At 38.4% G+C, this 22,833-nt stretch carries 18 protein-coding genes and 1 CRISPR repeat array; of the genes, 5 read left to right on the top strand and 13 right to left on the bottom strand.

Annotated features, from left to right (window positions below; genetic code table 11):
- The first annotated feature begins 408 nt into the window (after nt 1-408).
- Both NBC122_RS08140 and NBC122_RS14755 read left to right on the top strand, forming a co-directional pair.
- Nucleotides 409-792: an HU family DNA-binding protein gene (locus tag NBC122_RS08140; protein WP_133439901.1), complete on the top strand. Its 384-nt coding sequence runs from the start codon at nt 409-411 to the stop codon at nt 790-792.
- 311 nt (nt 793-1,103) lie between these two features.
- Nucleotides 1,104-3,152: a CRISPR direct-repeat array (repeat unit 47 nt; unit sequence GTTGTTCCTCGTCACGAAGATAATGAAATTTGAAAGCAATTCACAAC).
- 210 nt (nt 3,153-3,362) lie between these two features.
- A complete protein-coding gene (locus NBC122_RS14755) occupies nt 3,363-3,497 on the top strand; it encodes a hypothetical protein (RefSeq protein WP_449384924.1) in 135 nt (44 codons plus the stop codon).
- A 362-nt stretch (nt 3,498-3,859) separates the two neighbouring features.
- Here the strand turns inward: NBC122_RS14755 and NBC122_RS08145 are convergent, their stop codons facing one another.
- From NBC122_RS08145 to NBC122_RS08205, 13 genes are all read right to left on the bottom strand, one after another.
- Nucleotides 3,860-4,375: a PepSY-like domain-containing protein gene (locus NBC122_RS08145; protein WP_133439902.1), complete on the bottom strand. Its 516-nt coding sequence runs from the start codon at nt 4,373-4,375 to the stop codon at nt 3,860-3,862.
- 120 nt (nt 4,376-4,495) lie between these two features.
- On the bottom strand, nt 4,496-4,960 hold the full coding sequence (locus NBC122_RS08150) for an acyl-CoA thioesterase (protein WP_133439903.1): 465 nt from the start codon (nt 4,958-4,960) through the stop codon (nt 4,496-4,498).
- Nucleotides 4,961-5,193: 233 nt separating this feature from the next.
- Entirely contained in the window at nt 5,194-6,141 is a 948-nt protein-coding gene (locus tag NBC122_RS08155) for a transketolase family protein (protein ID WP_133439904.1), read from the bottom strand.
- Nucleotides 6,142-6,305: 164 nt separating this feature from the next.
- The gene (locus tag NBC122_RS08160) at nt 6,306-7,157 is read right to left on the bottom strand and encodes a transketolase (protein ID WP_133439905.1); all 852 of its coding nucleotides are present in this window, start codon (nt 7,155-7,157) and stop codon (nt 6,306-6,308) included.
- An 85-nt stretch (nt 7,158-7,242) separates the two neighbouring features.
- A complete protein-coding gene (locus NBC122_RS08165; protein WP_133441088.1) occupies nt 7,243-8,310 on the bottom strand; it encodes a type I restriction endonuclease in 1,068 nt (355 codons plus the stop codon).
- Nucleotides 8,311-8,381: 71 nt separating this feature from the next.
- A complete protein-coding gene (locus NBC122_RS08170) occupies nt 8,382-9,818 on the bottom strand; it encodes a sodium:solute symporter (RefSeq protein ID WP_133439906.1) in 1,437 nt (478 codons plus the stop codon).
- Between the two features lie 589 nt (nt 9,819-10,407).
- Nucleotides 10,408-10,701 carry a GNAT family N-acetyltransferase gene (locus NBC122_RS08175; RefSeq protein WP_133439907.1) on the bottom strand — a complete coding sequence of 98 codons (294 nt, stop codon included), beginning with the start codon at nt 10,699-10,701 and terminating at the stop codon, nt 10,408-10,410.
- A 5-nt stretch (nt 10,702-10,706) separates the two neighbouring features.
- The gene (locus NBC122_RS08180) at nt 10,707-11,279 is read right to left on the bottom strand and encodes a TMEM175 family protein (protein ID WP_133439908.1); all 573 of its coding nucleotides are present in this window, start codon (nt 11,277-11,279) and stop codon (nt 10,707-10,709) included.
- Nucleotides 11,280-11,366: 87 nt separating this feature from the next.
- Nucleotides 11,367-12,875: a catalase gene (locus NBC122_RS08185; RefSeq protein ID WP_133439909.1), complete on the bottom strand. Its 1,509-nt coding sequence runs from the start codon at nt 12,873-12,875 to the stop codon at nt 11,367-11,369.
- Between the two features lie 365 nt (nt 12,876-13,240).
- Nucleotides 13,241-14,149, bottom strand: coding sequence for a pirin family protein (locus tag NBC122_RS08190; protein WP_133439910.1), 909 nt, complete (start codon nt 14,147-14,149; stop codon nt 13,241-13,243).
- A gap of 89 nt (nt 14,150-14,238) precedes the next feature.
- Nucleotides 14,239-14,895: an NAD(P)-dependent oxidoreductase gene (locus NBC122_RS08195; protein WP_133439911.1), complete on the bottom strand. Its 657-nt coding sequence runs from the start codon at nt 14,893-14,895 to the stop codon at nt 14,239-14,241.
- Nucleotides 14,896-14,984: 89 nt separating this feature from the next.
- Nucleotides 14,985-15,860, bottom strand: coding sequence for a pirin family protein (locus NBC122_RS08200; RefSeq protein WP_133439912.1), 876 nt, complete (start codon nt 15,858-15,860; stop codon nt 14,985-14,987).
- Nucleotides 15,861-15,978: 118 nt separating this feature from the next.
- A complete protein-coding gene (locus NBC122_RS08205) occupies nt 15,979-17,391 on the bottom strand; it encodes an MFS transporter (protein ID WP_246012292.1) in 1,413 nt (470 codons plus the stop codon).
- A gap of 417 nt (nt 17,392-17,808) precedes the next feature.
- Here NBC122_RS08205 and NBC122_RS08210 point away from each other — a divergent pair, with 417 nt between their 5' ends.
- From NBC122_RS08210 to NBC122_RS08220, 3 genes are all read left to right on the top strand, one after another.
- Nucleotides 17,809-19,014 carry an RsmB/NOP family class I SAM-dependent RNA methyltransferase gene (locus NBC122_RS08210; RefSeq protein WP_133439913.1) on the top strand — a complete coding sequence of 402 codons (1,206 nt, stop codon included), beginning with the start codon at nt 17,809-17,811 and terminating at the stop codon, nt 19,012-19,014.
- 158 nt (nt 19,015-19,172) lie between these two features.
- On the top strand, nt 19,173-20,837 hold the full coding sequence (locus tag NBC122_RS08215) for a GLPGLI family protein (protein ID WP_133439914.1): 1,665 nt from the start codon (nt 19,173-19,175) through the stop codon (nt 20,835-20,837).
- A gap of 320 nt (nt 20,838-21,157) precedes the next feature.
- Nucleotides 21,158-22,750: a GMC family oxidoreductase N-terminal domain-containing protein gene (locus NBC122_RS08220; protein WP_133439915.1), complete on the top strand. Its 1,593-nt coding sequence runs from the start codon at nt 21,158-21,160 to the stop codon at nt 22,748-22,750.
- The last annotated feature ends 83 nt before the right edge of the window (nt 22,751-22,833 follow it).

Raw genomic sequence — 22,833 nt, forward strand, 5'->3', positions numbered from 1 at the left:
ATATCATTAGAGCAAATGGGCAAATGTGGAAAATTTCGATCTTCTTCTTTCCAAATTGCGGAAAAAAATCAGATTAAAGAGAAACCAAAACACGGAGCCAGATTTAGAAATGATGGACAGCCAGCGTGTAAAATGGGAAAAAACCGTTCTTTAAGTATTTTCATGGTTTGATCATGACAGAAGTTGCGGTAGAAATTATGAAATCGTAATGGCAACCTCTGAAAATAGGGTCAAATTATCCGCGATAAAATTTTTATTAAATAAAATTTAAACAGGCTCTTATTATACTCTTCATATTTTATAGTAACCTTTGGAAAATTCACCGCGGTGAAAATAATAAAACACCGCGGTGATTTTTCGAAAAGACCGCGGTGTTTATTAATTTTAGGTTTTAAAAAATAAATAGATATGCCTGCAAAAATTTATTACCACCAAGAAGACGGTTCCTTCCGGATCGGAAATGAAAGAACTGTATTGTGCCACCCTAGTGAAAAACCGGGAAGTGACCTCCACGAAATCGCTGAGGCCCTGTCCGAAAACAGCACCCTGAACCCAGTAGACTGCTACGGGGTGATGGTAGGCATGGCCGCGCAGATTGCAAAACACCTGCAGGAGGGAAATGTTGTGAACATTGAATTTCTAGGTACTTTCAGGATCAGGGCCAAATCCACCGCGGTGGAATCTCCGGAACTGGTCACCGAAAAAACGATTGGTAAACCCTCGGTCAACTTCCGCCCCTCTGTCCTGATGAAACAGCGGATTTCCAAAACACAGTTCGTCCCTAAAAAATAGATTATTTCCCAATAACTGCCTGTTTGATATTCCCAGTTTTACAGGAAAAGAGAAATGCTGCCACTAATTCCGTTAAAAAGTTTTGCAGCGGGCTGACGCATTGTGCAAAAGAAGTGGGTGTCGCAAAAACTAACATTAAAAAATAGCTTTATCATTTTAGTATCTTGATTTTTTTTGGACTTCTACTTTCGATTTTAAAATCCAGGAAAGAATAACAGGCTAAAATAAAACTTTAGCAAGGAGGAATACTTCACTTTTTAAATGCTATAAAAACAAATAATCTACTGAAAATCAGCAGATTATTATTTGAGGTTGTTCCTCGTCACGAAGATAATGAAATTTGAAAGCAATTCACAACCATTAAATGTTTCTTCAACTTGTTTTCCGTGTTGTTCCTCGTCACGAAGATAATGAAATTTGAAAGCAATTCACAACTCGATGAACTTCTGTAATTTGAAAAATTCAGTTGTTCCTCGTCACGAAGATAATGAAATTTGAAAGCAATTCACAACTAATTGCCGAGAACTTCCCATTCATAACTTGTTGTTCCTCGTCACGAAGATAATGAAATTTGAAAGCAATTCACAACTTCTGTTGATTATTTGTTTTTCGCTCAGGAGTTGTTCCTCGTCACGAAGATAATGAAATTTGAAAGCAATTCACAACTATACACAGGTTGGAGCATATTCCTCAGATGTTGTTCCTCGTCACGAAGATAATGAAATTTGAAAGCAATTCACAACATAATATTAATAACGGAAGATATATGACAGGTTGTTCCTCGTCACGAAGATAATGAAATTTGAAAGCAATTCACAACCAGTAGGTGCAATTGAACCACGCCGTAGCTGTTGTTCCTCGTCACGAAGATAATGAAATTTGAAAGCAATTCACAACCATCGGCATTTAGTGATAACCGTTGGAATCGTTGTTCCTCGTCACGAAGATAATGAAATTTGAAAGCAATTCACAACACTTAATCCACCATAACACCGACGGTAATAGTTGTTCCTCGTCACGAAGATAATGAAATTTGAAAGCAATTCACAACCGTTGTATTCGTTGCTTTCAACTGGGAAAAGTTGTTCCTCGTCACGAAGATAATGAAATTTGAAAGCAATTCACAACTTACTTTCTTCTTCCGTGTAAAGGTCTTGCGTTGTTCCTCGTCACGAAGATAATGAAATTTGAAAGCAATTCACAACTAGGTGAAATAGTTCGAATTAAAATTGATGGTTGTTCCTCGTCACGAAGATAATGAAATTTGAAAGCAATTCACAACTTAAGCACGGCACAGAGGAAAATGAGGGTAGTTGTTCCTCGTCACGAAGATAATGAAATTTGAAAGCAATTCACAACAGTTGTCCGATGGTTCCGATTCCTGCGAGGGTTGTTCCTCGTCACGAAGATAATGAAATTTGAAAGCAATTCACAACAATGGGGGTAATATTGTTAGAATAGCAGGAGTTGTTCCTCGTCACGAAGATAATGAAATTTGAAAGCAATTCACAACTTTACCCTATTTACGACTGGACAACGGAGGGTTGTTCCTCGTCACGAAGATAATGAAATTTGAAAGCAATTCACAACTTACTGAAAGTGGCAGTGGATTTTATGAGTGTTGTTCCTCGTCACGAAGATAATGAAATTTGAAAGCAATTCACAACATTGATACGGCAATTAAGCTATCAAAAGAAGTTGTTCCTCGTCACGAAGATAATGAAATTTGAAAGCAATTCACAACTCTGCCGTGTTGGTCAAAGTGATGTTAATCGTTGTTCCTCGTCACGAAGATAATGAAATTTGAAAGCAATTCACAACTTTTTTGATTATCTTTTAATTTGATAATACGTTGTTCCTCGTCACGAAGATAATGAAATTTGAAAGCAATTCACAACTGAGCCGTTTTGGTTGTGTTGGGATCACGAGTTGTTCCTCGTCACGAAGATAATGAAATTTGAAAGCAATTCACAACTTTGGTTTCTTACGGAATTTGGCTCGGTGAGTTGTTCCTCGTCACGAAGATAATGAAATTTGAAAGCAATTCACAACCGGGAAAGTGAAACTGAGTTAGATGTCAAGGTTGTTCCTCGTCACGAAGATAATGAAATTTGAAAGCAATTCACAACTATTTCGTTTAAACAGATAATGGTAGATGGGTTGTTCCTCGTCACGAAGATAATGAAATTTGAAAGCAATTCACAACCACTCAATTAAAGTTAAATCGCGTTTCATTGTTGTTCCTCGTCACGAAGATAATGAAATTTGAAAGCAATTCACAACGCCGTGGTTGCCTGCATCGTGGGAGTATTTGTTGTTCCTCGTCACGAAGATAATGAAATTTGAAAGCAATTCACAACATGAAACGTTAATTTAATTCAAAAGTAAAAGTTGTGACTAATCACGAAGATAATAATTTTGAAAGCAATTCACAACTATTTTCGCTGTCATAATCATTTGGCTGATGTTGTGACTAATCACGAAGATAATAATTTTGAAAGCAATTCACAACGAGGGATGGGCTTGCTTCAGTTGGGAATTGGTTGTGACTAATCACGAAGATAATAATTTTGAAAGCAATTCACAACATCGATAACAATCAGATCTACATGGTCGATGTTGTGACTAATCACGAAGATAATAATTTTGAAAGCAATTCACAACTGGAAACCACTTTCACTAAAATATTACCGAGTTGTGACTAATCACGAAGATAATAATTTTGAAAGCAATTCACAACTCGAATAGCATCTTTAGCATCCTCGAAGTTGTTGTGACTAATCACGAAGATGATAATTTTGAAAGCAATTCACAACAGATCCAGTCCTTTCCAAACTAAATAATATGTTGTGACTAATCACGAAGATAATGAAATTTGAAAGCAATTCACAACGAAAACGAAAAAGTTGTTTCTTCGATGTAAGTTGTTCCATTTATGATGGAAAGTTAACTTATTCGGGACACGTTGGGAGATAACCGTTAAAATTATTTTATAGAAAACTCCTTTCAATCTGGTGTTGAAAGGAGTTTTTTATTGTAGTAAATTCAAATTCTAAATTTTGTTTTTCTACAAGTCAATCATTAAAAAATTCCCCTGCATATCGAACTCTAAATCAACGCCATTCAGAAGATCGGCTTTGATTATGTTTTTATCGGATTTTTTCTCCAGACTTTTGATTTTTATGTCTTTGTAATTTTTGTTAACGTATTCTTTTATTTTGGTAGGAATTAGAATGTCGGGAACGCCATTATTATCTTTGATGCCTTTCCAATTCCCGTCATTGTCGAATTCTATTTCCACACCATTATTTAATTGAACCTCGTACTGTTTACCCTTGGCATTAGTTTTTGTTTCATGCTTTGAAATCGCAATACCGGCATAATGTTCATTTAAAAAAGTTTTTACTTGTGGTGGAAGATTCTGATCGACGTTGTTTGCTTCTGGGTTAGGCGTTACGACTTCTGTTTTTGAAGCAGTTGTATTGTTCTCAGCGGGGTTTTGTAAAACTACTTTCTTTTCACATGATGTAAAAACGAAAGTGCCCATCAATAGTGACAGTGTTGCTAATTTCAAATTTTTCATAATCAAGGAATTTTGGTTAGAAATAAAATTAAGGTCTTATTTTTAATTGAAGTAAAACGTGAACAAATTAAGTACCGTTCCAATATTCATTTTAAAATGTTTTTACAGCAAACGTTAAATTTACATGAAAGGCTTCATCTCATCTTCAATCTTTTTACGGAGATCCATCAGTTTTATCGCGTATTTTTCCATTTGCTTGTCCTGTTCTGTGGTTGGGACGAATTTCGGGACTTCTACAGAATTACCTTCATCATCAACCGCGACGAAAACGATAATACAGTGCGTTTTCTTTTCGAAATCTTTCCTTTTGATGTTTCTTGAAAAAACATTGATGGCAATATGCATACTGGTTTTTCCGGTGTAAATAACTTCGGCTTCCACTTTTACGATATGTCCGATTTTTATGGGAGAATAAAACCGGATTCCGCCCACATAAACCGTAACGCAATAACTGGAGGACCAGGAACTCGCACAGGCGTAACCTGCCTGGTCAATCCATTTCATTACACTTCCGCCGTGAACATTCCCGCCATAATTTACATCGCTGGGTTCTGAGATAAACTGAAAAACTGTTTTGGTATGCATTTGTTTGATTATTTGAACAAAGCAAATATCCGTTTTAATTTTTTATTAATGAAAAATAGCAAGATTGGCTTTTATAAAAAAATAGATTTCAATTTTCACTTCAGTTCTTGGACTGTTTTTATTTTAAAAAAAGTCCACTGAGAATTTCAGTGGACTGGTGTGAATAATAACGTTCTTCACCAAAACAATAGTAAAGATGAGCGGCAGTGCGCTATGATTTTAAAGTGTATTTTTTATCTTTCCAAAATTCTCTTCACTGCTTCTTTTACCGCAGCGGCGTCGATTTTGTATTTCTTCATCAGTTCTGCCGGTGTGGCAGATTCTCCGAAAGTGTCATTTACGGCTACAAATTCCTGAATTGTCGGTCTTTTTCTGGACAACATTCCGGCAACGGATTCTCCTAAACCGCCGATGTAGTTGTGTTCTTCAGCAGTGACGATTCTTCCTGTTTTTTCTACAGATTTCAAGATAATCTCTTCGTCTAAAGGTTTGATCGTGTGAATATTAATGACTTCACAGGAAATTCCTTCTTTTTCCAGTTCATCTGCAGCCAACAAGGATTCCCAAACCAAATGTCCGGTTGCTACGATGGTCACGTCGGTTCCTTCCTGAAGCATAATTCCTTTTCCGATTTCAAACGGCATATCTTCCGGAATAAATACGGGAACAACCGGTCGTCCGAATCGTAAATAAACCGGTCCGTCGAAATCTGCGATGGCTAAAGTTGCTGCTTTGGTCTGGTTGTAATCGCAAGTGTTGATCACGGTCATTCCCGGAAGCATTTTCATCATTCCGATATCTTCTAAAACCTGGTGCGTTGCGCCATCTTCACCCAAAGTTAATCCTGCGTGGGAAGCACAGATTTTTACATTTTTGTTGGAATAAGCAATGGACTGACGAATCTGGTCATACACTCTGGAAGTTGAAAAGTTCGCAAAAGTTCCGGTAAACGGAATTTTTCCGTTGATGGTTAAACCGGCTGCGATGCCCATCATGTTGGCTTCTGCAATCCCGACCTGGAAAAAACGTTCCGGTGCTTTTTCAATGAATTTCTCCATTTTCAAAGAGCCGATAAGGTCGGCGCAAAGTGCGACGACATTTGGGTTTTTATCTGCCAATTCTGCCAGTCCGGCACCGAATCCGCTTCTTGTATCTTTTTTTTCTGTATAGGTATATTTCATGATTTACTTTTTTGATTTCTTGAATTTTAATAAAGGAATTTTCTAAGGATAACTGATCTGCAGCCCGGCCTGAACGGAGCTCTTTTTTATGGCAGTCTGAGCGGGAGCGAAGGTGGCCATAAAAAAAGCGGGAGTGGAGGACGGAAATGTCTGCCCAAATCAAATTAATAATCAGCCGGAGCTTCTAAATACAATTGTTTAAATGCAGTATCCAATTGCTCGTCACTTGGCGCTTTTCCGTGCCATGCGTGCGTTCCCATCATGAAATCTACACCATGTCCCATTTCAGTATGCAGCAGAATACAAACCGGTTTCCCTTTGCCGGTCTCCGATTTTGCTTTTTCAAGAATTGCGATGACGGCTTCCAGATCGTTACCGTTTTTTTCGTTCAGAACGGTCCATCCGAAAGCTTCCATTTTTGCGTGTAAATCTCCTAAATCTAAAACATCTTCGGTATCGCCATCGATCTGTCTACCGTTATAGTCGATGGTGGTGATGATATTGTCTACTTTTTTTGCGGCCGCATACATGAATGCTTCCCAGTTCTGGCCTTCCTGCAATTCGCCGTCGCCCTGTAAAACATACACCAAACTGTCGTCACCGTCTAATTTTTTAGCTAAAGCAGCACCGACCGCTACGGAAAGGCCTTGGCCCAAAGAACCTGAAGCGATTCTGATTCCGGGAAGTCCGTCGTGTGTGGTTGGATGCCCCTGTAGTCTGGTTCCCAGTTTTCTGAAAGTCGCCAGTTCTGCCACCGGGAAAAAATCGAATCTTGCTAAAGTGGAGTAGAAGACGGGTGAAATGTGTCCGTTGGAAAGGAAGAACAGATCTTCGTTTTTTCCTTCCATGGTGAAAGGGGATTTGTAGTTCATTACTTTCCCGTACAGTGCGGTGAAGTATTCGGTGCAACCCAAACTTCCGCCGGGGTGCCCGGAATTTACAGCGTGAACCATTCTCAAAATGTCTCTTCTAATTTGTGTGGTAAGAGATTTCAGCTCTTCAATCGATTTACTCATTATATAGATTTATTTGCAGGCGAATTTACAAATTTTTGATTGGTTTTGGAAATGAAAATTCCGGGTTTATGGCCCGGATGATATTTTAGTAATTTTCAAAAGTGGTATGCAGTTGTTCCCGGTAATTATAAATTCCATCAAGAGAATTTAAAAGGATTTTTTCTCCCAAGTCTTTCCCATTGTGAAATAATTCAATGTATTTATTTGAAGAATTAAAATGTAACCTCGCTAATGGTTTTCGGTTATTATCATCTAAAAGGATTCCAAAATAGGATTGGGTATCTCTGAATGCGATTCTTTCGGCAGCGATTTTTTCTCTTAAAATGGCTTTTACAATTTGAAAACCTTCAAGTTCTTCGTCGGTGGTGATGTATTTAGGAATTTCATTGTTTAAGTCTATTGGATTCTCTATTGCAGGGATTTTATCTTTTGCAATATTTTCATTAATGTTTAAAGCTGATTTTAACCGTAAACTGATAGAATCATTTATAGAATTACTGACTGCTTTTTTAGTGTATTCTCTAAAGGTAACCATTCTGGAGGCGGTCAAAGGCTTGTCAAAAAACTTATTAACTAACAGTTTCACAAATTCATCTGATGCTTCTGCAACTTCCTTTTCGAATTCTTTTCTTATTGCTTTAATGTATTTTAAAGCTTCTGCAGAATCAAGAATGCTTTCTAAATTATAATCAGTTTTGGTAAATTTTCCTAAAATTTTAACTGAAGAATCCTTGATGTCATTTAGATTTAAAGTGAAAAATGGCTTTTCATCCATAATATTTGGCTGCTCTAAATCGGTGTAGAAATTATAAATATGTCCGTTCGTTAAAACGCCGAATCTTGCTTTGGCAACATGATAATACCGATGAAGTTGTGAGTTGTGTGCATCTGCGTTTTCTTTCCAATGTTTGCACTCAATAATTAGAATTGGGTGATCATTATTCTTAATGACATAGTCCACTTTTTCTCCTTTCTTTGTTCCAATGTCACAAATGAATTCTGGAATAACTTCAGTAGGGTTAAAGATATCGTAGCCTAAAATCTGAATAAAAGGTAAAACGAAAGCGTTTTTTGTTGCTTCTTCCGTATTAATTTGATCTTTTAAAGAATCTACCCGTTCATACAATTGCTGTAGTTTTATTTTTAAATCCATCATTTTATTTGGTATTTAAAACAAATATAGCAAAAGAAATGTATATTTTTTATTATTTCATTATAAAATGTCTATTTCTTCCGAATCAGCCATAATCCAAAAAACGTGATCAATCCATTAATAATCAACAGCTCCAAACCGATTTTGAAATCGCCGAAAAAGCTTTCCTGGTATTTGTCAATCAAAAATGAAATAACGGGAGCGGCGACACAAACGTAAGGAACCCATTTGTCGATAACTTTAAACTTAGTGAAGATTCCGAAAGCGAAGAGTCCTAACAGCGGCCCATAAGTGAAACCAGCCATTTTCAGAATCAAACCGATCATTGAATTGTCATTGATTAATTTGAAAATAATGACCATCACCAAAAATGCAAACGCTACGGTCAGGTGAACTCTTTTTCGGAATTTTTCCTGTTCTTTTTGTGAAATCGGTTTTTCCCGCAGCCCGAAAATATCAATGCATAATGACGATGTTAAGGCGGTCATCGCACCATCTGCACTCGGGAAAAGTGCCGAAATGAGGGCGATGATAAAGATGATGGAAATAAACGGCGGCATGTGATTCAAAGCAATATCCGGGAACAATTGATCACCTGAACTTACAACATGTTCCGTATTTCCGTACAAATGCAGAAGTCCGCCCATGAATAAAAATAACGAAATCACACCCACTAAAATAATTCCAAGAACGACCATGTTTTTTTGCGAATCTTTCAGTCTAGTTACCGATAAAGATTTCTGCATCATTTCCTGATCAATTCCCGTCATCGTGATCGTGATAAAAGCGCCGGCTAAAATCTGTTTAAAAAAGAAAGCTTTGCTGTTCGCATCAGTGTTGAATACTTCTGTATAACCGAGTTGATTCATTTGAGAAATACTTTCTGTAAAGTTTAAACCCAAATGATTCATCATATAAACCGAACAGATAATGAGTCCCAAAAGCATACACGTCGTCTGCAGCGTGTCGGTCCACACAATCGTCTTCACGCCTCCTTCGTAAGTATAAAGAATAATCATGATCAGGATCACCAGGGTCGTCACGATAAACGGAACGCCTAAACTGTCGAGAATCGTCATCTGCAAAATATTCACAACCAGATATAATCTTGCCGTTGCCCCAACTAACCGCGAAACAATGAAAATCCACGCGCCGGATTTATAGGAAAGTTGGCCCATTCTCTGTTGGAGATATCCGTAAATCGAGGTGAGTTTCAGGCGGTAATAGAGCGGGAGAAGAACGTAAGCGATGACAATATACCCAATCAGATACCCAATGGTAATCTGTAAATAATGGAATTTATCTGCGCCAACTGCCCCGGGAACCGACACGAATGTTACGCCCGAAAGCGAGGTTCCGATCATTCCAAATGCTACGAGCATCCAGTTGCTTTTTCGGTTTCCTATAAAAAAACTTTCGTTGTTACTGCCTTTTCCAGTTCGGTAGGCGACCCAAAGTAAAAGTCCAAAATACGCAATGATAATCAACAGCAACACAATCGGATTCATAGAATTTGAATTAAAATTTTCACAAATATAGTTTTTTGTTATGATTTGTGCGCTTTATCCGTATTCTGGTGCCGTTTTTTTTAATCACCTTGTTTTGCGAAAAGAAACGCCGTTCAAACCACATTGTGATCCGCCGATTCAAATAAAACATGAAAGAATGAAAAAAGTCGGCGAGAAACTTTTCGTTGTTCCTGAAAATTGGATAAAAAAACCTTTTGGTTTTTCACCAAAAGATTTTGATTTAACCCTTGTCAGATTAATTTTGTCAAAGTCTTTGAAATTGAAATTCTAAAAATTTAATCCAAAACTCTTCGAAAAGTTCAGAGTGACATCTTTTATTCAAACCTTTTATTTGTTTTTTTTGTCAGACTGAGCCTGTCGAAGTCCTTATCATAAGAATGCAGTATTTGCATATTTAAACATTCAGGTAATGAAGCGTTTAAGGAAAAACTAAGATTCATCAAAGACGACTTAAAAGCATATTTCTCAAACTTTTTCTCACCTTACTATTATCTTCAGCTATTTCTTAATGGTAAAAAAAATACTGTTGTTTACAATGAAAGATAAGAAATGTTTAAACAGTGAAAAATCACTTCGCCAACAGGTCTTTAAATTCGGGCGTTGCATCAATAATTTTCTTAGCGTACGGACACGAAGCAACGATCCTGTAATCATTTTTTCTTGCCAGTTCCACCGCAGCTTTTACCAGCTCCTGTCCCAGACCTTTTCCGCCAAATTCTTTGAATATCTCGGTGTGGATGATTTCCAAAATATTTTCTTTCACTTTGTATTCCATGAATCCGGCTTTTTCTGCGTCGTAAAAAAGGTCGAAAGTTTTGTCGTTTTGTTCGATATTGATCATATCGTAATGTGGTGATATCATCTTGTTTATTTTAAAGTTTTTTCAATTCTTACATCAGGAATGATCCATAATAATGCCACAGTATAATACAAAATAACAGAAATCATCGGGAAAAAAAAGGAAATTATAATTCCCGAAATATAAATTCCTGCCGAAAATTTTTCCTTTAAAGTAGATTTCAGTGCTCTGGCAATGGCGGAATCTTTACCTTCAATATCCAGGCAGAATTTTTCTAAAATGTTAAAGGCAAGCGCGCACATCAGCAAAATAAATCCATACAGGGCAACGGGATTTTCCGTGAAATTATTTTCTCCCATCCAGGCAGTGGCAAAAGGCAGTATCGAAAGCCAAAACAGCAGATGAAGATTGGCCCAAAGAACTTTACCGTTCACATGATTAACCGCCTGAAATAAATGATGGTGGTTATTCCAGTACATTCCAACATAAATAAAACTGAAAATATAAGACAGAAATTTGAAGAGCAGAGGTTTCAAATCGGCGAAAGTATTCCCATCAGGTATTTGTAATCCTAATACCATAATGGTGATGATAATGGCGAGAACGCCATCGCTGAAAGCTTCTAATCTGCCTTTGGTCACGGTTTTTATTTTAGAAAATAAATTTACAGACAAAAAGTGGAACGTTTTCTAAAAACATTTCCACTTTCCCATATATTTCATTTAATTCTATTTTGTTTTTGAGGGAGCCCATTGGTCATAAGGACTCATGTCGAAACTGTTGACTTCATCCATACTCATTCCCAAGGCATTTGCGACGCCCTGTCCGTATTCGGGATCGGCTTTCCAGCAATTTCTGATGTGGCGGATCTGAACGAATTTTTCTGCGCCGCCCACCTGTGCGGCGGTATTTTTAAACAGTACTTCGGCTTTTCCCTCTGCTTTAATAATGCGGAATAAATCACCGGGTTGGGTGAAATAATCTTCATCATCATCGCGGAAGTTGTGCGCGTAAGCATCGCCGGACAATTCCAGAGGCGGCTCTTTGGCGGACGGCTGTTCCTGCCATTCACCGTAGCTGTTTGGTTCATAATGTTTCGTGCCGCCATAATTCCCGTCAACGCGCATTTGGCCATCTCGGTGATAAGCATGATACGGACATCTCGGTTTATTCACCGGAATCTGATAATGATTCACGCCCAATCGGTACCGTTGTGCATCGCCGTACGAAAATAATCTTCCCTGCAGCATTTTGTCTGGAGAAAATCCAATTCCCGGAACAATATTGGTCGGATTAAAGGCGGCCTGCTCAACATCAGCAAAATAATTCTCAGCATTTTTATTGAGTTCAAATTCTCCTACTTCAATTAAAGGGAAATCTTTTTTCGACCAGACTTTCGTTAAATCAAACGGATGGAAACGGTAGGTTTTAGCTTCCTCTTCAGTCATGATCTGGACAAACAATTTCCATTTCGGGAAATTGCCTTTCTCGATATTGTCGAATAAGTCGCGCTGTGAAGATTCGCGGTCCATTCCCACTAATTTTGCCGCTTCTTCATCAGTTAAATTTTCAATTCCCTGCTGGGTTCTGAAATGGAATTTCACCCAATGGCGAACATTATCTTTATTAATGAAACTGTAAGTGTGGCTTCCAAAACCATGCATGTGCCGGAAACCATTTGGGATTCCACGGTCGCTCATCACAATCGTAACCTGATGCAAAGCTTCCGGCAGCAGGGTCCAGAAATCCCAGTTGTTTTGGGCGCTTCGCATATTGGTTTTCGGATCGCGTTTTACGGCGTGATTCAAATCAGGGAATTTCATCGGATCGCGGAAAAAGAAAACAGGTGTATTGTTTCCTACCAGATCCCAAATGCCTTCATCGGTATAGAATTTCAGGGCAAATCCACGAATGTCTCTTTCTGCGTCGGCGGCGCCACGTTCTCCTGCAACCGTGGAAAATCGCGCAAACATTTCTGTTTTCTTTCCGATCTCATTGAAAATATTGGCTTTGGTATATTGCGAAATATCGTGGGTTACGGTAAAAGTTCCAAAGGCACCGGAACCTTTTGCGTGCATTCGCCGTTCGGGAATAACTTCTCTGTCGAAATTGGCCATCTTTTCTAAAAACCAAAAATCCTGCATCAGCATCGGGCCTCTCGGTCCTGCGGTTTGCACATTTTGATTGTCAGGAACCGGCGCTCCCGTTTGTCTCGTGAGTTTTTTCTTTTCTTCCATGATTGAACTGTTTTTTGATGGAATAAAGTTAAGGATTAATACCCACGGTATTTATTTATTTTATCTAAAACGGTTATTTGTTTTAATTTATCGCATTAATTTTTATTAATTCTCTATCTAAATTATTCAAATGATACGAAATAAAAAAAACAGCCATCCGGTTGACTGTTCTTTTAAACTGAATTCGTTTCTTCTTTAAAGAATAAAAGTCTGTTTGGGTTTTAAGACGTTTTTTTTTAGTAAAGAATTAATTATCTGAAAAAATTTAAAATCTGTTATTTTCCCACTCTGCCGCAAGAAAATAGCAGAGGCTTTTTAAGATAAATTGAATCAATGATCTGCATTAAAGTATGCATCCTATAAATTTACTTTGATAATTTTCCGTTCAGAACTGCTTTCGGAAGCGGAACGAAATCTTTATCATCACCGATAACCAAAGGGAAAGCCTCATGGTTTTGCTCCTGCCAGTTGAGTTTTGCCTGCTCAATGATTTCTTTGTCAGAGTTGACAAAATTCCAGAAGATAAAATGTTCTTCCGCAAAAGGTTCGCCGCCGAAAAGATACAGAGTTGCGTTTTCACCGGTTTCGAATTCACATAAAGTGGCATTTTTTGCAACCAGCAACTGTTTTCCGCCGAAAGTATTTCCTTCGATGTTCACATTTCCTTCCAGGATATACATCGCTACTTCACCAAATAAATCTTTTCCGATGCTGAGTTTCTGCGGGGTTTTGCTTTTGATTTCAATGAAAAATAATTTAGAGTGAACCGGAACCGGGGATTTTCTTCCGAAAAGTTCGCCGGCTATTAATTTAAACTGTAGATCGCCCTCATTCCAAACGGGAATTTCATCGGCTTCGGTATGATGAAAAGCAGGTTTGGTTTGTTCTAAATTTTTCGGCAAACCGACCCAGATTTGAAATCCGTGAAGATGTTTTTCGCTATGTCTTAAGTATTCCGGAGTTCTTTCAGAATGGACTACGCCTTTTCCTGCGGTCATCCAGTTCACCGCGCCGGGTTTTATTTCGATGTCGCTTCCCAGACTGTCTTTGTGCTGAATAGAACCTTCCAAAAGATAAGTCAGCGTAGAAATTCCGATATGCGGATGGGGCGGTACATCGAAGTTCTGATAATCTTTTAAAGCAATAGGACCCATGTGATCGATGAAAACGAAAGGACCAACTGCCCGTTTTTCACGAAACGGCAGCAATCTTCCCACTAAAAAGTTTCCGATATCGGCGGCTTTTTCTTCAATAATTATTCCGATGTTTGACATGATTTTTTAGGTTAGCTTATGAAATTAATATTTTATGATCTGCCCTATCTACTTTCAAAAGGGTTTTAACAATTCAAGATATTTTGACATTAATAAGCGGCGGTGAAAATCTGATGGTTGAATTTTTTGTTTTCAAGTTCGTCAGCGATAGCCAGCGCTAAATCCTGAACGGAAAGTCTGGAGCGGCCATCTTGGTCAAAAACCGGTGATTCTGTTCCGAGACGGTATTTCCCTGTTTTTATCTGAGTGTCACTCACATTGCTCATTTCGATTGCCGGACTGAAAAATTCCCAGTCGAGGGTTTTATTCTTACTTAGATTTTCTACGAAATATTTTTTTACGGCGCTTGCTGCGGGGTACAGTTGCTTCGGAAAATCCGGTCCGTCAACAATATACTTGCCATCAATTTTCAAAGTCCCTGCGCCACCGATCACGATGAGTTTTTTTACACCGGAAATTTCTACCGTATTCTGAATAGATGTTGCTCCTTTCAGATACTCCTCATGAATATTGGGATTGCTCCAGCCCGGATTATAAGCGCTGATGACGGCATCGCTGCCTTTTATAGCCTGCGATAAATCGGTTAGGTTGAAGATATCGATATTCTTTTTTTTAAGATTTTCGTGTTCAATAGTCAGTTTATCCGTATTTCTTGCGATGGCGGTTACCTGATGATTTCTTTCCAAAAGCTCTTTGAGAATGGCATTTCCTACATAGCCTGTAGCGCCGATAAGTGAGATTTTCATTTTTTATAGAATTATAAATTAATAACTGAGTGAATCTTTAGGATGATGTAAATCTGTTTTTAAACATAAGGCAAGTTTCTACCGGAAATCTAATCTTCCAGATACCCAAATTTCCCATTATTATAATCATCGAAAGCCTGAACGATTTCTTCGCGGGTATTCATTACGAAAGGGCCGTGCGGCGCAATCGGTTCATTTAAAGGTTCACCGCTTACGATTAAAATAATGCTGTCTTCGGTGGCTTCTATGGTAAAGGTTTCTCCTTCATTTTTGAATAATACAAAATGATCGGTTGGAACTTTTTCTTCGCCATTCACGATAATATTTCCCTCAATCACCAAAGCTGCAGTATTGAAATGGGCAGGGAAATTAAATTCTGCTTTTCCCCCTTTTTTCAATTTGGCGTTCATCAAATGAACCGGACTGAAAGTGGTTGCCGGACCTTTTTGATCCTGATAATCGCCCGCAATCAATTCAATACATCCGTTTTCACCCAAATCTATTTTTGCCATATCTGAGTTGGCAATCGCCTGGTATTTTGGGGTGCTCATTTTGTATTTCGCCGGAAGATTCACCCAAAGTTGAACCATCTGAAAAATACCGCCTTTTTTTGACCATTCAGATTCGTGGAATTCTTTATGTAAAACGCCCGATGCTGCTGTCATCCACTGTACATCGCCTTCGCCAATAATGCCTCCGCCACCTGCGGAATCATGATGCTCCACTTTTCCCTGGTAGGCGATAGTTACCGTTTCAAAGCCGCGGTGAGGATGAACGCCAACCCCTCTTGGAACCTTAGTCGGACCGAAATTATATTTAGAATTATAATCCAACATAATGAATGGGTCCATTCTTTTCATATCCAAACGGGATCCGCCCGGAATAAAATTATGTACTCTAAAACCATCACCCACAAAATGCGCAGGTCTTGGCGGAACGGTTATTTCTACTTTTTTAGTTGCCATTTTCTTTCTTGTTTACAACTGCAAATGTACACCGGAAAAAAAGCAAATGCATTGATATAGGATAAGTTAGAGGAAATATGTAATTTATCCAACCGCTGTTTTTTTTAATTTGCGAAAATTATACCTGTGATTTCATATTGTTGCCATCCGTGGAATGAAGCCTTCGGAAAACGAATCCCGTACATATTGTCAGAATCCCGACCAGAAAAAAGGTGTACCGAAATGCAAAATGTATTTTTCCAGACGTTATCGATAGACTGTCTTCAAATAATTTTAAGATAATTAAGCCAATCGCAATGCCAAATCCTACGGCCAGTTGTTGATTGACTGCTAAGAGTGAATTTCCACTGCTCGTATGAGAATCCCGTAAATCTGCAATCGCAATCGTATTCATCGATGTAAACTGAATGGAATTGAAAAATCCGAGAATTGCAATGATGGGAACAAACCAAAACAGGGAAGTGTTAATTCCGGGAATTCCCAAACAGGCGATCAAGAAGCCAATGATAAAAGTATTGGTCATCAAGGTTCGTCGATAGCCGAATCTGTCGAGGATTTTAATGACAAAAGATTTTCCCAACATGGCAGTTAAAGCCATTGGCGCGACAATCCAACCGGAAATTACAGCGGATTGTCCGTACGCAATCTGGATCATCAGTGGCAGTAAAAGTGGAATAGAACTGATTCCCAACCGGGTTGCTAAGTTCCCTAAAATTCCTACGCGAAACGTTCTTACCTGAAATAAATTTAAAGGGAAAATAGGATTTTCTGTTTTTTTGGCATGAACGTAATAATAATAAATCATTAAAAATCCCAATGTGAAAATAAGCAAAATTAAAGTGGTGGGCTGTGTGGCGCCAAACATTTCCAGCGAAATGGAAAGAAGCAACGAAGCCGAGGCAAATATTAAAAACCCCTTTAAATCAAACGAAATAGTTTGGGACCGGTAATCAGGCATGTATTTTAAACTGAGCAAAAGTCCAAGCAGACCAATGGGAAGATTAATGAGGAAAATCCAGTGCCAGGATAAATAATCGACCATATATCCACCGACCAACGGACCAAGAATAGGGCCGATCAGCGCTGGGATTATCGCATAATTCATCGCTTTCATCAGTTCGTTTTTTTTGAATGTTTTGATTAAAGCCAGGCGGCCGACCGGCGTCATCAAACTTCCGCCAACCCCTTGAATCACCCTTGAAAGCACCAAATGGTTGAGGTTTTGAGAAAGGGCGCAAAGCAATGATCCCAAACTGAAAATAATCAAAGAAGTGATGAAGACTTTCCGCGTTCCAAATTTGTCGGCCAAAAATCCGCTTACAGGCATGAACAAAGCCAGCGTTAATACATAACTGATAATCGCGTTCTGCATGTTCAAAGGCGATTCGTGTAAGTCTTTTGCGATGGATGGTAATGAAGTATTCAGAATGGTGGAGTCCAACATTTGCATAAAAATGGCCGTGGCCAAAATTAAGGGAAGGAATTTTTTAACAGAAGCGTTCTGGTTCATGGGCATGAAGTAAATTGACATAAATCACAGCAAAGGATTTGCCATCACTTAGGAACGCTATAAAAACCTTTCATAGATCATCCCTGTTGAGCAGATAGAAACTAATAGATTTTTCGCCGGAAGTATAAAAAGTGAGGGAAAAATTGTGTAGTCGAAAAACGGATCATGTGTAATGGGGTGTTTGACTGTATTTTTGCCGGAAATCTGCGCCCGGCTTGAACGGAAATCTTTTTTTTGCGGTGGAAAAAAGGGCTGGCAAAAAAAAGATGACTCTGTTATTTTTATTTTGTCCCGCCGAAACTTATTCCCGGTTTTGGGAGTGGAAGACCGAAATGTGCACCCAAAATATTCCTGCTATGTTTCGGTTTAAAAACCTTATTTTTGCAAAAAATTTAATCCGAAGATTCGAGATTGAATTGAACCTAAAAAATATCCGAAATGGAACTCATACACAGAAACTTACTCATAGGAATTCACGACGCACTGCAGGAAACCTTTTTCGAAGACCGAAAATATGCCGATAAAGTGATTGAAAGGCTTTTGAAATCACATAAACAATGGGGCAGCGAAGACCGAAAAGTAGTTGCTCAGATTTTTTACGATATCATCCGTTGGAAAAAACGCCTGGAATATTATATGGGCGAAGGCGTGAAACCGAACAATATTTACAAAATGATTTTGGCGTATTGTCTCTGGACCAAAACGCATTATAAAAAATTTGAAGAATTCGATGGCGTGAAAAACGCTGATATTCTAATTAAATTAAAGAAACATACCGTTCCTACCAAAGCGATTGAATATTCAATCCCAGACTGGTTGGCAGAAACTTTGGAAAAAGAACTCGGCAAGAGCTGGGAAAGAGAAATGGTTGCGCTGAACGAGCAGGCTCCTACCATCCTTCGTGCCAATACTTTGAAAACCACTGCTAAAGAATTGGTTTCTGACTTGCGGGACGAGAATGTAGAAAGTTTCCTGATTCCGAATTATCCGGATGCCGTACAATTAGAGCTGAAGAAAAACGTTTTTTTAACTTCGGCCTTTAAAGACGGTTTATTCGAAGTTCAGGATGCAAGTTCTCAAAAAATAGGTGAACTTCTGGACGTAAAAGAAGGAATGCGCGTGGTGGATGTCTGTGCCGGAGCAGGTGGGAAAACCTTGCACCTGGCGGCTCTAATGAAAAACAAAGGTCAGATTATCGCCCTCGATATTTACGAATGGAAATTGGCAGAACTGAAACGCCGTGCCAAAAGAGCCGGCGCTCACAATATCGAAACGAGATATATCGACGATAATAAAGTCATCAAAAGACTGCATGAAAAAGCAGACCGTTTGTTGATCGATTCCCCTTGTTCAGGTTTGGGAGTTTTGAAAAGAAACCCCGATTCTAAATGGAAAATCGATCAGGAATTTATTGACAGAATCAAAAAAGAACAGGAGAAAATTCTACAGGATTATTCTAAAATCCTAAAGAAAGGAGGGAAAATGATTTACGCAACCTGTTCTATTTTACCAAGTGAAAATAATGAGCAAGTCGCCAAGTTCCTTAAAAACAATGAAGAATTCACTTTATTAAAAGAAGAAAAAGTAATGCCGAGCGAAGGCTACGACGGATTCTATATGGCGCTGATCGAAAGAAAAGCGTAATAAATTAAAAGGAGCAAAATATTTGCTCCTTTTTTTTTGTATAAAAAATTCTGCGTCTTTGTGTAAAACAAAATGAATTCAATTTTTATTGTTTTCTAATCTATTCCTTTTAAAATCTTAAATTTGAGACTCCATAAAAAGTACTCAAAATCTAAAGAATGAAAAAGTTATTTCTGGTTGTCCTGTTTTCTGTCGGTCAAATTGTATTCGCTCAAAATTTTAAAATTACTTACAAAACCTTTTTTGAAGGGAAAGAAAATCCAAAACAGGATCCCGTAATTGTTTTCACCAATGCCAAAGAAACTTTTATTCTGAGTGAAAAAACAGCGGAAAGAACGAAAGAAATTCCTTTTGAAATTCAGAAAATAAACAGAGCTGACCATACGGTCAGTCAATATGCTTTTTTGCAGAATAATCTGGTTTCCGAATATCAAAATAAAGAGATTTTAGCAAAGCAAAAATTTGAACTTAAAAGCGAGACTAAGAAAATTTTGGGTTATCTCTGTAAAAAAGCAGTCACTTCGATTAATTCCAACACCATGGAAATTTGGTACACCGACGATTTAAAAGTCAAAGGAGGTCCCTCCATTTTAGGGCAGGATTTAGGATTGGTTTTAGAAATTACCCGAAACGGCAACAGCACGACCAAAGCAACAGAAATTTCTAAAGTGAAAAACTTCACCGTAGAAAATATCTTCGCCAAAAAGAAAATCACTTCAACAGACGAATTGTCTTATAAAGAGCTACTTTGGAAAAGCCGTTTTACAACAGTTCCAATTTTTGAAAATGAAACCATTAATTTCACCAAAGATTTAAAATCTGATGAAAAAATTCTGCGTTTTGCCAAAGGAACCGTTATTCTTAAAAAAGTAAAATATCCCAAAATAGAAGCCAATAGTAATGTCTTCGTTGAACTGACCGAACAGTCTGCTGGCGATGCTTACGACCGAACAGGAACCGTTTTCATTATCCCGCAAAATAAAGAAAAGAACTTTTTAGACGCTTTACAAAACGGACCCAAAACAGTTCCCGCTTTCGACAATGGAAATGGCAAAACCTATCAGGGAGTCGCTGCTACCGAAATCTACGAGCCTGCGCTGGAGTTGATGAGGTTTTTCACGCCTTTTGGAATTCAGCAGTTTAATCATCTGAAACTGAAAGATAAAAACTGGCACGATAAAGTGATGTACCGGCAGGATATTTCGGATCTGAAAGAAATGCTGAGCGGTAAAGAATTCTGGACCGGCGTATTCATCGGTAATTACGACAAAAACGGACATAAAATTTCTTTAGAAGTTACGCTTCACAAAGACGGTTTAGATGTTTTCAAAAACAACACCGCAATACCGCTTTTCAACACCTTAAATATCATGGAAATGGCCGGACAGGATTACGCCACCATGTTTGATTCGCCGAACGGTTTGACTACCAGTTTCACACTTACGAAGGATTTGAAAAATGCAAAACTCCGTTACATTACGACTGGACATGGCGGCTGGGAAAATGGTGACGAATTTTTACCGAAAGAAAATCGGATTCTGGTAGACGGGAAAGAGGTTTTTTCTTTTATTCCGTGGCGGACAGATTGTGGGAGTTATCGCCTTTATAACCCGGCTTCCGGTAACTTTGCCAACGGACTTTCTTCCTCCGATTACAGCCGCAGCAATTGGTGTCCAGGCACGACAACGAATCCTAATTACATTTCTTTGGGCGATTTAAAAGCGGGTAATCATCAGATCCAAATCCTCATTCCACAAGGAAAAAGAGAGGGAAACAGTTTCAGCTCCTGGAATGTATCCGGTGTTCTTTTGGGCGACGAATAAATAAGTTTTTCTTTTTAGGAGCATAAAAGTTTTCACTTCTTACAAACCCGATCCCGCTCTCCGCTATATCTCTGGCTTTTTTCTAAGAAAAAAATCCAGAGGATGCCGCTGCGATCGGGGCTAAAATGACAGGCAGTTTTTCTTTCAAAATGAATTTTAAAATGTCTTCTTAAAAATCTGCGGGATCCTACTTTTTAAATCTAAACTATGATCGTAAAAACAATTTTCTTCCGAAAGTCGCAGTGTTGATTTACTATGTAACACTCCTGTTTTTCTGCTTTTTATTTCAATTGTAGTACAGTTTTTGTTTAATATTTGGTATGAACCGCAAAGAATTTATTCAAACCAGTAGTTTAGGAATCGCTGCCTTTTTCTTTTTAGGATCAGGCAGTTTATTTGGAAAGTCAGAAAATCGTTTGGAGAGAAAACCCGGAAGACCATCAGAAACTTTTGAAAAAGAAGTGGTTATCATTGGAACCGGATATGGCGGTTCGGTGGCCGCGTTACGTCTTACTGAAAAAAACATTCCGGTAACGTTGTTGGAAATGGGTTTGAACTGGGAAAAGTCCGGCAAGAAATTTTCACCGATGATTAATCCCGGACATTCTGCAGCATGGCTGAAAACAAAAACCATCGCACCATTTATGAATCTTTTCAGACTCGATAAATTTACAGGTGCACTGGACCGGCTCGATTTTGAACATATTAAAATCTGGCTCGGTCGGGGAGTTGGCGGCGGTTCTTTGGTGAATGGCGGAATGGCAGTGACTCCTAAAAAAGAATACTTTAAAGAAATATTCCCCAATTTGGATACCGAAAAATTCTATTCCCATTATTTCCCTTTAGCCAATAAAGAATTGAAAACCAATGTAGCTTCAGAAGATTTTCTGAAAGACTGTGATTTCTACAAATTCAACAGAGTTGGCGAAGAAGAGGCGAAAAAGGCTGGCTTCAAAACCGTTCGGGTTCCGAATGTCTATGATTTCCGTTACATGGAAAAGGAATACAGAAATGAAGTTCCGCGCTCGGCTTTGGCTGGGGAAGTTATTTATGGAAATAATCACGGTAAAAATTCGCTCGATAAAACCTATTTAAAAAAAGCTGCTGCGACCGGGAATTTAGAAATTCTTGAACTGCATCAGGTGAATCATATCACCCAAAATCCGGATAAAAGTTATGCGCTAGATATTTCTGTGATCAATACGAACGGTCAAGAAATTCAACATAAAATCATCAACGCCAGAAAATTAATTCTTTCAGCCGGGACAATGGGTTCGCTGGAATTGTTATTGAAATCAAATTCCGTTACCCAACTTCCTGTTGATCAACATATCGGTAAAGAATGGGGAAACAACGGGAACTTTATGACCGGGCGAAATTGGGTAAAAGCTTTTTCTGGTGGCACCGGATCTAAGCAATCGACAATTCCGGTTGGCGGAATCGATCATTGGGAAGATAAAAAGCATCCTTTCTTTGTAGAAATTGCGCCTTTACCAATGGGAATGAATGTGGCAACATCACTTTATTTACTGGTCAACAAACTGAAGAAGTTTGGCGAAGTTACTTATGATTTAACGGATCAAAAACTTCAGCTAAACTGGGATGAATCCCATACTTCCCACATGAAAGACAATGCTAAATATTTTCTGCGAACCATGAATAATGCCAATGGCGGAACGCGTGCTCATTTACTTTTTAAGAACGGTTTTGGCGCAGATATCTGTTATCATCCGTTGGGCGGAATTGTCTTGGGAAAAGCAACCGATCAGTTTGGAAGATTGAATGGGCACCAGAATTTATATGTAATTGACGGTTCCTTAATTCCCGGAACGATTGGCGTAAATCCTTTTGTGACCATTACGGCAATTGCAGAATATTGTATGGAACATTTAATTAAAGAGGATTTTAGTTAAAATCTTTGGCCGTATTTTAAAAATAATTGCTTGTGAGAAATGATTTTTTTCAACCACAGGCTATAAATTTTCTGCTAAAACTT

The sequence above is a fragment of the Chryseobacterium salivictor genome (assembly GCF_004359195.1).
Lineage (GTDB): Bacteria > Bacteroidota > Bacteroidia > Flavobacteriales > Weeksellaceae > Kaistella > Kaistella salivictor.